The following is a 12,882-nucleotide window of genomic DNA, read 5'->3' as shown; positions in this document are numbered from 1 at the left end:
ACAAGAGGGCCACCGCCACAAGCGCCGGACCAGCGGCGGCACCCTCGCCGGGGCCGTTGCATTCGCCGCCCGCTCCTGCGACGAAAGCAGGACGAAACGGAAAGGTTAGGCATGAGCGGAGCGGTCTCGGACATATGGCTGGTGCGCCACGGCGAAACGCAATGGAGCGCGTCCGGCCGCCATACCGGCCGCAGCGACATTCCCCTGACGGCCGCCGGCGAGGCGGCGGCGCGTGGCTTGGCCGAAAGGCTGGAGGGACAGGCGTTCGCCGCCGTCTGGTCGAGCCCGTCGCAGCGAGCGCGCCGGACCTGCGAACTGGCCGGCTTCGGCGACCGCTGCATCGTCAAGGACGATCTCGCCGAATGGGACTACGGTGCCTACGAAGGCCTGACGACGCCGCAAATCCTGCAGGAACGCCCCGGCTGGCTGCTGTTCCGCGACGGCTGCCCGGACGGCGAGCAGGCGGCGGACGCCGGCCGGCGGGCCGACAGGATCGTCGCGGCCCTGCGCGCCGAAAACGGCGCTGTGCTGATCTTCTCCAGCGCGCATTTCCTGCGCGTGCTGGCGGCGCGCTGGCTCGGCCTGCCGCCCGAGCAGGGCGCCCTGTTCGTCCTCGACACGGCCAGCATCAGCGTGCTGGGCTACGAGCACCATAGCCGTGCCGAGCCGGTGGTGCGCGGCTGGAACCGGCGCTGACCTCGTACTGGTTGCGCCGCACCCCCACCCCTGTCCCCTCCCCGCAAGGGGGAGGGAGACGCGGACAGTGCCGTTCCGTTCGAAATTATCAAAGTCGGCATGTCGTGGTGCAGCCGCAAAATCCCCTCCCCCTTGCGGGGAGGGGTTAGGGGTGGGGGTGCGCGCCATATGCGATTGCCTCCACAGATGAGAGGCAACGCCGCCGCGACGGGCATTGGTTTCAGACCATGGCGTCGAGCGCCTGCCTTTGCCGGTGCATTTCGAGGAAGATGCGGTAGTCGCGGTCGAAGCGGCGCGCGGCGGAGGGGTTCGGCTTGCGCGCGCGGCCTTGCTGCCGCATGGCGACGCAAGCCGCGGGAAGGCTCGGGAACAGGCCGGCGGCGGTGGCGGCGACCATGCCGGTGCCGGTGAGCACCGCCTCGTCCAGTTCCGGCTCCACCACCGTGCAGCCGGTGGCGTCGGCATAGAGTTCCATCAGCAGCGGATTGCGGGTGTGGCCGCCGGTGACGTGCAGCGTGTCGATGACGTAGCCGTTGCGGTTCAGCGCCTCGAGGATATGACGCACGCCGAGGGCGATCGCCACCGCCGTGCGCCAATAGAGTTTGCACAGGCTGTCGAAGGAGGCATCCAGCGTCAGCCCGCTGACGACGCCGACAGCGTGCGGATCGGCCAGAGGCGAGCGGTTGCCATGGAAATCCGGCAGCACATGCAGGCGGCCAGCGAGGTCGAGCCCTTCCACCTGCCGCAGTTCGCCGATGCGGGTGGCGATACGGGCATGCATGGCCGCGTTCGGCTCGCCGCCGGCGCCGTGCCAGCGAATGACATGGTCGAGCAGCGCGCCGGTGGCGGACTGGCCGCCTTCCGACAGCCAGAGCTCAGGCAAGGCGGCGCCGAAATAAGGCCCCCAGACACCGGCGAAAGGCCGCGGCTCCGGCGACATCGCCATCACGCAACTCGACGTGCCGGCGATCAGCGCTAGGTGCCGGCCGATGTTTTCCGCGTCCGCGGCGAAACCGCCCAGCACGCCGAGCGCACCGGCATAGGCGTCGATGACGCCGGCGCCGACGCGGCAGGCCTCGCTCAGGCCGAGATCGGCCGCCGCCTGCGGCGTCAGCGGGCCAAGGTCGGCGCCGACAGGACTTGCCCGGTCCGGCAGGCCGGCATGGTCGAACAGGTCCGCCAATCCGACGGCAGCGAAGAAGTCCTCCTGCCAGCCCGGTTCCTCATGCGCCAGATAGGTCCATTTGGCCGTCAGCGTGCATTGCGAGCGGGCGGGCGAGCCGGTCGCCTTCCAGCCGAGGAAATCGGCGAGGTCGAACAGACGGCCGGCGCGCGCCCAAGTTTCAGGCATATGGCGTTTCAGCCACATCAGCTTCGGCACCTGCATCTCGGGCGACATGACGCCGCCGATGAAATCGAGCACGCGATGCCCGGTCGCGGTGCATTCGTCGGCCTCGGCGATGGCACGGTGGTCCAGCCACACGATGGTGTCCCAGTCCCGCCCGCCGCCGGTCGAAACGCCGAGCGGTTGGCCGTCGCGGTCGCGCACGACCAGCGAGCAGGTGGCGTCGAAGGCGATGCCGGCGACCGCTTCCGGCGCCACGCCCGCCTTCTGCCGCGCCTCGCGAACCGCCGCGCAGACGGCCGCCCAGATGTCCTCGGAGTCATGCTCGGCGTGATCCGGCTTCGGCTGGTTCATCCGGATAGGCCGGTCGGCACGGCCGAGCAGCCTGCCGTCCGCATCCAGGATGCCGGCACGGGCACTCCCGGTGCCGACGTCGACCGCACAGACGAAACCGCTGCTCACCATGCCTCTCCCGACATTGCGGCGAACCGCAACCGGGGGCGACTATAAGGACGGGTTCGGCCGAGGCAAGGCGGAGTGGAAGTGTAACATCGTCGCCCGGGGAACAGAGCGATCTCGATTTACACCTCTGCCCTACGCTCGTCATTCCGGGCAAGCGCCGCGAAGCGGCACGCCGACCCGGAACCCATTGAGTTGGCGCGGCCGGGCGGCGGAAAGGCACAAGCGCCGATGAAGGCGCCGAGACGAGGACCGGGCCGTGCCCGAAATCATCGGACCAATAGGTTCCGGGTCGTCACGCCGCTTCGCGGCGCTTGCCCGGAATGACGAATGTATTCTGGCCGAAAGCAGCAATGCTACAGACGGCTATCAGCCCGCCAGATAGCGCGTCAGCGTGGCGCGGGCGCCGTCCTTCCACAGTGCGTCCAGCGCCTTGGCGAATGCGGCGGCGAAGGAGGCCGAGCGGCCGACCTCGCCGTAGATGTCCTCCATGGCCAGCCAGGCGGACGGGTCGTCCTTGGCCTTAACGGAAGTCGCCTGCATGCGGTCCCAGTTGGGATCGTTGGGCTCGATGACGGCGCCCGAATCGGTGGTGCCGAAGCAGTAGCGGCACCACAGCGCCGATTCCAGCGCCAGCCCCGCCGCATCCTTGCCCGCGTTTAGCCGGTCTGCGATGGTGGGGATGATGAATTTCGGCTGGCGGTTGGAGCCGTCGAGGCACAGCCGCCGCACCGTGTCGCCGATCTTCGGGTTGGAGAACCGCTTCTCGATCAGTTGATAATAGGCCTGCAGGCTGGTGTCCGGCACCGGCGGCACGGTCGGGATGATCTCCTCGCGCTCGACCTTTTCCAGGAAGCCGCGCACCAGCGGCTCGGCCATAGCCTCGTGGACGAAATGGATGTCCATCAGCCCGGCCGGATAGGCGATCGCCGCATGGCCGCCGTTGAGGATGCGGATCTTCATCTGCTCGTAAGGCGACACGTCGGGCACGAACTGCACGCCGACCTTCTCCAGCGGCGGCCGGCCGTCGGTGAAGCGGTCCTCCAGCACCCATTGCCGGAACGGCTCGCAGAAGACCGGCCAGGCGTCCTCGACGCCGAAGTCGTCGGCGAGGATCTTGCGCTCGCGCTCGCTGGTCGCCGGCGTGATGCGGTCGACCATGGCGTTGGGAAAGGCGACGGTGTCGCGCACCCATGCGGCAAGGTCCTCGTCCACCAGCCGGGCGAGGCCGACGACGCCGTCGGCGGTGACGCGGCCGTTGTGGGGGATGTTGTCGCAGGACATGACCGTGAACGGCACGATGCCGTCGGCACGCCGCCGCACCAGCCCGGCCAGGATGATGCCGAACACCGTGCGGGGTGCGGCGATGTTCCTGGCATCGGCGACGATGTCGGGATGCGTCGGATCGAAACGGCCCGACGCCGGGTCGATGAAGTAGCCGCCCTCGGTGATGGTCAGCGAGACGATCTTGATCGACGGGTCGGCCAACTTTTCGATGATCGCGGCTGCGTTTCCCGGCGTCAGGAAATCGATCATCGCGCCGGTGACGCGGGCGCTCATATGGCCCTCGTCCTGCTCGACAACGGTGGTCAGCCAGTCCTGCCGCGCCAGCTTTTCACGGCCCGCCTTCTCGCCCTCGAAGACGCCGGCGCCGACCAGCGCCCAGTCGTGGCCGAGGCCGAGGTTGAACAGGTCGTCAAGATAAACCGCCTGATGGGCGCGATGAAAATTGCCGACGCCGAAATGCAGGATGCCGGCCTTCAGGCCAGAGCGGTCGTAGCGCGGGCGGTCGACGGCGACGCGGAGGGAAGCAAGGTTCGATAGCGAGAGTTTCGTGGTCATGACGCGAAAACTCCTTCCGAGAATCTGAAGCCCATCCAGACCGTCGAGCTTCCCCCTCTCCGTCGCGCTTCGCGCGCCACCTCTCCCCCACTTCGTGAGGGGAGAGGATGGGTGCCAACCTTGCGACCGGTTATCCTCTCCCCCGATGATCGGGGGAGAGGTGGCGCGCGAAGCGCGACGGAGAGGGGGGCGATCCGGACGCGACGGCCTAAGAAATGAGGAAAGACGGCAACCATCCTCAGCTCATCCACTGGCCGCCATCGACATTGTAAGTCTGGGCGACGATGTAGTCGGCTTCGTCGCTGGCGAGGAAAACCGCCATGCCGGTGAGGTCTTCGGCGCGGCCCATGCGGCCATAGGGCACGCCCTCGCCGACCAGCTTCTTCTTCTCGCCGAGCGGGCGATTCTCGTACTTTGCAAACAGCGCGTCGACGCCGTCCCAGTGCTCGCCGTCGACGACGCCGGGCGCGATGGCGTTGACGTTGATGCGGTGTTTTATCAGGTCCAGCCCCGCCGACTGGGTGAGCGAGATGACGGCAGCCTTGGTGGCGCAGTAGACCGCCACCAAGGCCTCGCCCCTGCGGCCGGCCTGGCTCGCCATGTTGATGATCCTGCCCCCCTTGCCCCGGGCGATCATCGACCTGGCTGCCGCCTGCAGCATGAACAGCGTGCCCGCCACGTTGACGGAAAACAGTTTTTCGTAGCTGCCCCTGGCGATCTCGACGATGGGCGCGGCGTCGAACAGGGCGGCGTTGTTGATAAGGATGTCGAGCCCGCCGGCCCTGTCTTCGACCGCCTTCACCGCCGCATCGATGGAAGTCTGGTCGGTGACGTCGAGCTTCACCGCATAGGCCTTGTCGCCGATCTCCCGCGCGGTCTTTTCGGCCGCCTCAAGGTTGATGTCGGCAATCGCCACGGTGGCGCCCTCGCGCACATAGGCTTCCGCAAATGCCCTGCCGATGCCGCGCGCCGAGCCGGTGATCAGCGCCGATTTTCCTTCGAGCCGCATCGAACCCGCCCTCACCCGAGCGCCTTGCCGTCCGGCCCGAAGCGGTGCAGCCGCCTGGCGTCGGGCGTCAGGTAGACGGTGTCGCCGTGGCGGGCGACGACATCGCCGCCGGCGCGCACGTTGACGGTGCCATGGTCGTCGGTATGGACGTGGACGAAGGTGTCGGAGCCGAGATGTTCGGCGACGCCGACCTTGCCCTTCCAGTCGCCGGCACTGGTGGAGATGGCGATATGCTCCGGTCGGATGCCGACGGTCGCGGCACCGTGCTTGCCCGCCGCGGCGCCCTCGACGAAGTTCATCTTCGGCGAACCGATGAAGCCGGCGACGAACAGGTTCTTCGGCGTCTGGTAGAGCTCCATCGGCGAGCCGACCTGTTCGATGTTGCCGGCGTTCAGCACGACGATCTTGTCGGCCATGGTCATGGCTTCCACCTGGTCGTGGGTGACGTAGATCATGGTGGTCTTGAGCTGCTGGTGCAGTTCGGAAATCTCCAGCCGCATGGTGCCGCGCAGGGCTGCGTCGAGGTTGGACAGCGGCTCGTCGAACAGGAAGGCGCTGGGCTGGCGCACGATGGCGCGGCCGATGGCGACGCGCTGGCGCTGGCCGCCGGAGAGCTGGCCCGGCCGGCGTTCCAGATAGTTGGTCAGGTTGAGCACGCGGGCGGCGTCCTTGACCTTCCTGTCGATGACGTCGGGGCTCTCGCCGGCCATCTTCAGCGGAAAGGCGATGTTCTTGGCCACCGTCATGTGCGGATAGAGCGCGTAGGACTGGAACACCATGGCGAGCTTGCGTTTTGCCGGCGCCTCGTCGGTGACGTCTCGGCCGTCGATCATGATCTTACCCGAAGTCGTGTCCTCCAGCCCCGCGATCAGCCTCAGCAAGGTCGACTTGCCGCAGCCGGACGGGCCGACGAAGACGACGAACTCGCCGTCGGCGATATCGAGGTCGATATCGGGAATGATGGTCGTGGCGCCGAACGCCTTGTGGACGTTTCTCAAGACGATGTTGCCCATGATGCGTCTCCCCGAAATTTCGCTGGTCGCCGTTACTTCACCGCGCAGTCACTACTTCACCGCGCTGCCATCACTTCACCGCACCGAAAGTCAGGCCGCGCACGAGCTGCTTCTGGCTGAACCAGCCCATGATCAGGATCGGCGCGATGGCCAGCGTCGAGGCGGCCGAAAGCTTCGCCCAGAACAGGCCTTGCGGGCTGGAGAAGGATGAGATGAAGGCGGTCAAGGGTGCTGCGTTGATGGTGGTCAGCCGGATCGTCCAGAACGCCTCGTTCCAGGCGAGGATGATGTTCAAGAGCATGGTCGAGGCGATGCCCGGCACCGCCATCGGCGTCAGCACATAGACGATCTCGCCCCACAGCGTCGCGCCGTCCATGCGCGCGGCTTCCAGGATCTCGCCGGGAATCTCGCGGAAGTAGGTATAGAGCATCCACACCACGATCGGCAGGTTGATCAGCATCAGCATGACGGTCAGGCCGATACGGCTGTCGAGCAGGCCCCAGTCGCGGAAGATCAGGTAGATGGGAAACAGCACCGCCACCGCCGGCATCATCTTGGTGGACAGCATCCACATCAGGATGTCCTTGGTGCGCTTGGTCGGCGAGAACGCCATCGACCATGCGGCGGGAACGGCGACGAGGAGGGCCAGGATGGTCGAGCCGACCGACAGGATCACCGAGTTGAGGAAGAACCTGAAATAGCCGCTCTGCTCCTCGACCGCCGTGTAGCTCTCCAGCGTGCCGGACGGGATCAGGTTGAAGCCGGCGATCGCCTCCTGCTCCGACTTGAAGGAAGTGACGATGGTGTAGAGGATCGGAAAGAAGATCAGCAGCGCGACGATCCAGGCGGCGATCGTGACGATCGTCTTGTGGCGGTTGGTGACGGCACGGGCCATGGTCGCCTCCTACTTGTCCAGGTTCTTGCCGACGGCGCGCATGAGGAACAGCGCGACGATGTTGGCGAGGATGACGGCGATGATGCCGCCGGCCGAAGCCTGGCCGATTTTGAATTCCAGCAGCGCCTTCTGGTAGACGAGGAAGGGCAGGTTGGTGGAGGCGTAGCCGGGGCCGCCATTGGTGGTGACGAGGATCTCGGCATAGACCGACAAGAGGAAGATCGTCTCGATCAGCACGACCACGGTGATGGCGCGAGCCAGATGCGGCAGCGTCAGGTAGCGGAAGCGCGCGAGGAAACCGGCGCCGTCCATCTCCGCCGCCTCCTTCTGCTCGCCGTCGAGCGATTGCAGCGAGGTGAGCAGGATCAACGTGGCGAAGGGCAGCCACTGCCAGGCGACGATGATGATGATGGAAGTGAGCGGCAGGTCGGCGAACCAGTCGACCGGCTGGACGCCGAAGAAGCGGGCGATGTCGGCGAAGACGCCGTAGCCCGGATGCATGATCATGTTCTTCCACACAAGGGCGGCCACCGGCGGCATGACGAAGAAGGGCGAGATCACCAGAATGCGCACGATGCCCTGCCCCCACATCGGCTGGTCGAGCAGGAGCGCAAGGAGGATGCCGCCGACGATGGTGATGGCAAGCACCGCCAGCACCAGCACCAGCGTGTTGACGATGGAGGCGGCGAAGGCCGGGTTCTTGAAGAACAGCGCGTAGTTGGAAAAGCCGATGAAGCCGTCGCGGATCGGGTTCAGCGGATTGTACTGCAGGAAGGAGAACCACAGCGTCACCGCCAGCGGCACGATCATCCAGACCAGGAGCAGGATGACCGACGGCGCCATCATGAAGCGCGCGAGCGTGCTGGTCTGTCTGGTGGCCATTGTTCTCTCCCCGAACGCGTGTCTCCAGCGCGCTCCTAGCCAATCATTCCAAAATGCGGATCAAGCCGCATTCCGGTGGCAAATCATAGCGTCGGCGTCGACGCCCCCTCTCCCCGTTCACGGGGAGAGGGTAAGGGTGAGGGGCGGCGCAGACGTTGCGGAACGAGACGCCGCCCCTCATCTGCCTGCCGGCATCTTCTCCCCGTGAACGGGGAGAAGAAAGCTCTCCCCTTACTGGAGGTAGCCGCCTTCCTGCATCGAGGCGGTGGCGGCGTCCTGCGCCTGCTTCAGCGCCTCGTCGACGCTCGACTGGCCGGCAAGCGCGGCCGAGAACAGCTGGCCGACCGTCGTGCCCAGCCCCTGGAATTCGGGAATGGCGACGAACTGGCCGCCGGTATAGGGCACCGGCTTGACGCTCGGCTTGGTGATGTCGGCGGCATCCATGGCGGCCAGCGTCGGGCCGGCGAAGGGAGCGGCCTTCTTGTAGTCCTCGTTGTTGTAGAGCGAGGTGCGGGTGCCGGGAGGGGCGCTGGCCCAGCCCTCCTTCGAGGCGACGAGTTCGGTGTAGCCCTTGCTGGTCGCCCACGAGACGAACTTTTCCGCCGCCTCGGCCTTCTGCGAGGACGCCGGGATCGCCAGGTTCCACGACCACAGCCAGTTGCCGTGGTTGTCGACGCCTTCCTTGCTCGGGAAGATGGCGAAGCCGACCTTGTCGGCGACGGTCGAGTTCTTCGGATCGGAGACGAAGGATGCCGCCACGGTGGCGTCGATCCACATGCCGCACTTGCCCTGCTGGAACAGCGTCAGGTTCTCGTTGAAGCCGTTGGAGGAGGCGCCCTCGGGGCCGGCGTCCTTCATCAGCTTGACGTAGAAATCGAGCGTGTCCTTCCATTCCGGCTGGTCGAACTGCGGCTGCCACTTCTCGTCGAACCAGCGGCCGCCGAAGGAATTGTCCATCGCCGTCAGGAAGGCCATGTTCTCGCCCCAGCCGGCCTTGCCGCGCAGGCAGATGCCGTTGATGCCGGCGGCGCGGTCGGTCATCTTGCGGGCGGCGTCGCCGATGAATTCCCAGGTCGGCTTGTCGGGCATCTTCAGCCCAGCCTTCTCCATCAGGTCGGTGCGGTACATGATCATGGCGGATTCGCCGTAGAAGGGCGCGGCATAGAGCTTGCCGTCGACCGAAAGGCCGCCGCGGATGGCCGGCAGGAGATCGTCCACGTCGTAGTCGGCGCCCAGGTTGTCGAGTGCGAGCAGCCAGTTCTGCTTGGCCCAGATCGGAACCTCGTAGTTGCCGATGGTGATGACGTCGTACTGGCCGCCCTTGGTGGCGATGTCGGTGGTGACGCGCTCACGCAGCACGTTCTCCTCCAGCGTCACCCAGTTCAGCTGGATGTCGGGGTTCTTTTTGGTGAAGTCGTCCGTCAGCTTCTGCATGCGGATCATGTCGCCGTTGTTGACGGTGGCGATGGTGATGGATTCGGCGTGCGCGGCGAAGGCCAGCGCGCTGGCCGAGCACAGGCCAAGAACGAGCGTGCGAAGTTTCATCGAAATCCTCCCAGATGAAATGAGCAATTGCTTTCTTCTTGGGCAATTACTCACTTAGAATGAATTATGTCAAGCGGATTCGTTGCTGCGTTGCAGCAGCGCGAGCGGCTGTCCTGCCGCCGCTTCGACGGCAGCGGATTCTGCGAATCTGGGAAAAAACCGGCGCAAGGCGTCAGGGGCCGAGCGAATCCTTCACTTCGGCTAGGATCCACTCGCGGAAAAGGCGGATCTTGGGAACGTTGCGCCGGCCGGACGGATAGACCAGCCAATAGGCATGGCCGTCGTCGCCGACGATGTCGAAAGGCTGGATCAGCCTGCCGTCGGCGATCTCCACCTTGAACAGCGCACGGGTGACGATCGCCACGCCCTGCCCGGCGATCGCGGCATTGGCCTCGTAGGCCTGGGCGCCCAACGAACTGCCGGGACGCTGCGCCAACCCGTCGGCCTCGACGCCGGCCAGTTCGAACCACGTCTTCCACCAGATATCGCCGGGATCGAGGATCGGCAGCTTCAGGAGGTCGGCAGGCTCCTTCACGCCGCCGATGCTCGCGGCGAGCTTCGGGCTGAGCACCGGCGTGAAATCGGCGCGGAACAGCATGTGGGTTTCGACGCCCGGCCACTTTCCGCTGCCGGAGCGGATGGCGACATCGACCTCCTCGCGGGCGAAATCGACGACGCGGTTGGAGGTATCGACGCGCACCGCGAGCGACGGATGCGCAAGCTGGAAAAGGCCGAGATGCTGCGCCAGCCAGTTGGCCGCGAAGGTAAGCAGCGTCGAGACGCACAGCACGCCGTCGGCGCCGCCGCGCGCGTCCGTATAGGCCTCGCCGAGCAGGGCGAAAGCCTCAGCCACCTTCGGCGCCATGCGCTGGCCGGTGTCGGTCAGCGCGATCTGGCGCGGCTTGCGTAGGAACAGCGGCGCGCCGACGCGCTCCTCCAGCAGCTTGATCTGATAGCTCACCGCCGCCTGCGTCATGCCGAGTTCCTCGGCCGCCCTGGTGAAGGACAGGTGGCGCGCCACCGCCTCGAACGCCCGGATCGCCGCAAGCGGCGGAAGCTGAAGGCCCATATGCATAAATCCTGCTTATGGATGATGATCGAGATTCAATTGGAAAATAGGCGCGAGCGCACCGAGATTCCATCCTCAGTCATCAAACGGCTTCAAGCATAGCGAAGGTTGGAACCCATGACCACGATGCTCGACAAGCTCTTTTCGGCCCCCTCCGGCTCGCTGCTTTCCCGGCTTTCGGCGAGCGGACGACGGCGGCAATCCCTGATCGACGTGCGCGAGTTGCCCGCCTATGTCCAGCGCGACATCGGCCTGTGCGACGGGGAAGAAGAGATCACCCGTCGCATACAGAGGTCGCGCGCCGAATGGCCCTTCATGCGGACAACAGCGCCGATGCGGTGCGTTCGTCCGTGATCAGTCCGTTGACGAGGCGCCGGTTGACGGCGGCGAGGATGCCCGGCAGCTTCTTCTCGCCCATGGCCAGCGCCACCACCAGCGACTTCTCGCGCGACGGCAGCGGCGCAGAGGACACGCGGTCGTTGGTGATGCCCTCGATCAGCCGACCCTCGCGGTCGAACACCCAGCCGACGATTTCGGCGACGCCACCGGCCTTGTGCAGCGCCTTGAGCTCGCTTTCGGAAACGAAGCCGTCCTCGTAGAGCGGCGCCTGCGGGCCGAGATCGCCGATGCCGACGAAGGTGACGTCGGCGCGCGCGGCCAGGTCCAGCGTCGGCTGGATCATCGGCTGGCCGAGCAGCATTTCCCGCTCCTGCGGCGACGAGGCGATGACCGGCAAGGGCATCGGGAAGGACCGCGCCTTGATGCGGTCGGCCATGGTGAAAATGACGTTGTAGAAGGCGGCCGAGCCGTCGGGCGAGATGTTGCCGGTCAGCGACACGACCTTGTGCTGCGGGCATTCCATCGGCGGCAACTGCTCGATGGCCGCTTTCAGCGTGCGCCCGGTGCCGATCGCCAGCACGATCGGCTCGGGCTTGCGCAGCCAGCGCTCGATCTCGGCGGCGGCGGCCTCGGCGACGCCGATGGTGGTGGACGACGAGCCGGGATCGCTCGGCACGACCTCGACGAGATCGAGGGCGAAGCGGGTGCGCAGTTGCGCGGCAAGGTCGAGGCAGGCGGCGATCGGGTGATCGAGGCGGACCTTGACCAGGCCCTCGGAGACGGCGAGCGACACCAGCCGCTGCGCCGTCTGGCGCGAGATGCCGAGCTTGGCGGCGATCTGGTCCTGCGTGTTGCCGGCGACATAATAGAGCCAGCCGGCGCGGGCCGCGTCGTCGAGCCGGCTATGGCCGCTGCCGCCTTCCTGTCGCGCGTTCATGGCGCTCCCTTTCTCCCCGATCCAGTTTCGCAGGGATTGTGCCGATACGCAATTGCCCTGCATCGGAGACAATTGCCCGTAAAGCGATCGATGGAATCGCCCGACATTTGCCACGTTATCAGGAAAGGGTTGGTGGCGCGCGCCAAACGGTCTATTCCTTTCTGCCGCAAACCGATTGGAAGGGTCATGACGCCGAAAGCGGTCTTCTGGGATATGGACGGAACGCTGGTCGACAGCGAGCCGCTGCATGCGGCGGCCCTTGCCTCCGCCATGCGGAGCGAAGGGCTGGAGCCGCCGGCCGACCTGCACGAGCGCGCGCTCGGCCAGACCGCGGCGCATATCTATGCGATGATGCGCGAGGAGTTCGGGCTGACCCTGCCCTTCCCCGACTGGATTGAGCGCAAGTACAGCCACTATCTCGCCGACCTTTCGGGCCTCAGGCCACGGCCCGGCGCCATCGAGATCTTCCGAGAGATCAACGCGCTGGGCATTCTTCAGGCGGTGGTGTCGAACTCCGACCGCATGGTGGTGGACGCCAACCTGAGCGCCGTCGGCCTGCTCTATCCGGGCATGAAGACGGTGAGCCGCAACGACGTGCGCGAAGGCAAGCCGCACGCCGAGCCCTTCCTGCGCGCCGCCTGGCTTGTCGACGTCGATCCCGTCGAGGCGGCCGTGGTGGAAGACAGCATCATCGGCGCCAGCGCCGGGCTCGCCGCCGGCATGAAAGCGATCTTCTGGCCGGAGCGGCCGGGCATGCGAGGCCCTGCCGGCGCCGTTACGGTGAACTCGGCGGACGAGCTGCGGGCCGCGCTGGGGTTGGGCTAGGCACACCCCTCTTCCTTCGCCCCATT

At 66.3% G+C, this 12,882-nt stretch carries 12 protein-coding genes; 3 read left to right on the top strand and 9 right to left on the bottom strand.

Annotation, left to right across the window (positions count from 1 at the left end; translation table 11 throughout):
• The first annotated feature begins 111 nt into the window (after positions 1 to 111).
• Positions 112 to 696: a histidine phosphatase family protein gene (locus FGU64_RS16700; protein ID WP_139954196.1), complete on the top strand. Its 585-nt coding sequence runs from the start codon at positions 112 to 114 to the stop codon at positions 694 to 696.
• 220 nt (positions 697 to 916) lie between these two features.
• Here the strand turns inward: FGU64_RS16700 and FGU64_RS16695 are convergent, their stop codons facing one another.
• From FGU64_RS16695 to gcvA, 8 genes are all read right to left on the bottom strand, one after another.
• The gene (locus FGU64_RS16695; RefSeq protein ID WP_139954195.1) at positions 917 to 2,503 is read right to left on the bottom strand and encodes an FGGY-family carbohydrate kinase; all 1,587 of its coding nucleotides are present in this window, start codon (positions 2,501 to 2,503) and stop codon (positions 917 to 919) included.
• Positions 2,504 to 2,869: 366 nt separating this feature from the next.
• Positions 2,870 to 4,342, bottom strand: coding sequence for a mannitol dehydrogenase family protein (locus FGU64_RS16690; protein ID WP_139954194.1), 1,473 nt, complete (start codon positions 4,340 to 4,342; stop codon positions 2,870 to 2,872).
• 238 nt (positions 4,343 to 4,580) lie between these two features.
• Complete coding sequence (locus FGU64_RS16685; protein WP_139954193.1) at positions 4,581 to 5,351, bottom strand: L-iditol 2-dehydrogenase; 771 nt, start codon at positions 5,349 to 5,351, stop codon at positions 4,581 to 4,583.
• An 11-nt stretch (positions 5,352 to 5,362) separates the two neighbouring features.
• Positions 5,363 to 6,364 carry an ABC transporter ATP-binding protein gene (locus tag FGU64_RS16680; RefSeq protein WP_139954192.1) on the bottom strand — a complete coding sequence of 334 codons (1,002 nt, stop codon included), beginning with the start codon at positions 6,362 to 6,364 and terminating at the stop codon, positions 5,363 to 5,365.
• A gap of 70 nt (positions 6,365 to 6,434) precedes the next feature.
• Positions 6,435 to 7,259 (bottom strand): carbohydrate ABC transporter permease, encoded by an 825-nt coding sequence (locus FGU64_RS16675; protein ID WP_136354461.1) that lies wholly within the window; start codon positions 7,257 to 7,259, stop codon positions 6,435 to 6,437.
• Positions 7,260 to 7,268: 9 nt separating this feature from the next.
• A complete protein-coding gene (locus tag FGU64_RS16670; protein ID WP_139954191.1) occupies positions 7,269 to 8,141 on the bottom strand; it encodes a sugar ABC transporter permease in 873 nt (290 codons plus the stop codon).
• A 231-nt stretch (positions 8,142 to 8,372) separates the two neighbouring features.
• Positions 8,373 to 9,686 carry a sugar ABC transporter substrate-binding protein gene (locus FGU64_RS16665; RefSeq protein ID WP_139954190.1) on the bottom strand — a complete coding sequence of 438 codons (1,314 nt, stop codon included), beginning with the start codon at positions 9,684 to 9,686 and terminating at the stop codon, positions 8,373 to 8,375.
• A 172-nt stretch (positions 9,687 to 9,858) separates the two neighbouring features.
• Positions 9,859 to 10,755 carry a transcriptional regulator GcvA gene (gene gcvA / locus FGU64_RS16660; RefSeq protein WP_180375556.1) on the bottom strand — a complete coding sequence of 299 codons (897 nt, stop codon included), beginning with the start codon at positions 10,753 to 10,755 and terminating at the stop codon, positions 9,859 to 9,861.
• A gap of 117 nt (positions 10,756 to 10,872) precedes the next feature.
• Here gcvA and FGU64_RS16655 point away from each other — a divergent pair, with 117 nt between their 5' ends.
• Positions 10,873 to 11,109 (top strand): hypothetical protein, encoded by a 237-nt coding sequence (locus FGU64_RS16655; protein WP_139954188.1) that lies wholly within the window; start codon positions 10,873 to 10,875, stop codon positions 11,107 to 11,109.
• On the opposite strand, the gene FGU64_RS16650 is transcribed toward FGU64_RS16655, so the two are convergent.
• Positions 11,069 to 12,031, bottom strand: a complete 963-nt coding sequence (locus FGU64_RS16650; protein ID WP_139954187.1) for a sugar-binding transcriptional regulator — start codon at positions 12,029 to 12,031, stop codon at positions 11,069 to 11,071. The genes FGU64_RS16655 and FGU64_RS16650 overlap by 41 nt on opposite strands.
• A 186-nt stretch (positions 12,032 to 12,217) precedes the next feature.
• On the opposite strand from FGU64_RS16650, the gene FGU64_RS16645 reads away from it, so the two are divergent.
• Entirely contained in the window at positions 12,218 to 12,856 is a 639-nt protein-coding gene (locus FGU64_RS16645; RefSeq protein WP_139954186.1) for an HAD family phosphatase, read from the top strand.
• Positions 12,857 to 12,882 lie beyond the last annotated feature (26 nt).

The sequence above is a fragment of the Mesorhizobium sp. 8 genome, assembly GCF_006351905.1.
In the GTDB taxonomy this organism is placed as follows: Bacteria; Pseudomonadota; Alphaproteobacteria; order Rhizobiales; family Rhizobiaceae; genus Mesorhizobium; species Mesorhizobium composti.
This window is presented reverse-complemented; position numbering and strand designations above follow the sequence as displayed.

Coding starts and splice junctions, on each gene's coding strand:
- FGU64_RS16700 (WP_139954196.1), top strand. CDS start 112: ATGAGCGGAGCGGTCTCGGACATATGGCTGGTGCGCCACGGCGAAACG.
- FGU64_RS16690 (WP_139954194.1), bottom strand. CDS start 4,342: ATGACCACGAAACTCTCGCTATCGAACCTTGCTTCCCTCCGCGTCGCC.
- FGU64_RS16685 (WP_139954193.1), bottom strand. CDS start 5,351: ATGCGGCTCGAAGGAAAATCGGCGCTGATCACCGGCTCGGCGCGCGGC.
- FGU64_RS16680 (WP_139954192.1), bottom strand. CDS start 6,364: ATGGGCAACATCGTCTTGAGAAACGTCCACAAGGCGTTCGGCGCCACG.
- FGU64_RS16675 (WP_136354461.1), bottom strand. CDS start 7,259: ATGGCCCGTGCCGTCACCAACCGCCACAAGACGATCGTCACGATCGCC.
- FGU64_RS16670 (WP_139954191.1), bottom strand. CDS start 8,141: ATGGCCACCAGACAGACCAGCACGCTCGCGCGCTTCATGATGGCGCCG.
- FGU64_RS16665 (WP_139954190.1), bottom strand. CDS start 9,686: ATGAAACTTCGCACGCTCGTTCTTGGCCTGTGCTCGGCCAGCGCGCTG.
- gcvA (WP_180375556.1), bottom strand. CDS start 10,755: ATGGGCCTTCAGCTTCCGCCGCTTGCGGCGATCCGGGCGTTCGAGGCG.
- FGU64_RS16655 (WP_139954188.1), top strand. CDS start 10,873: ATGACCACGATGCTCGACAAGCTCTTTTCGGCCCCCTCCGGCTCGCTG.
- FGU64_RS16650 (WP_139954187.1), bottom strand. CDS start 12,031: ATGAACGCGCGACAGGAAGGCGGCAGCGGCCATAGCCGGCTCGACGAC.
- FGU64_RS16645 (WP_139954186.1), top strand. CDS start 12,218: ATGACGCCGAAAGCGGTCTTCTGGGATATGGACGGAACGCTGGTCGAC.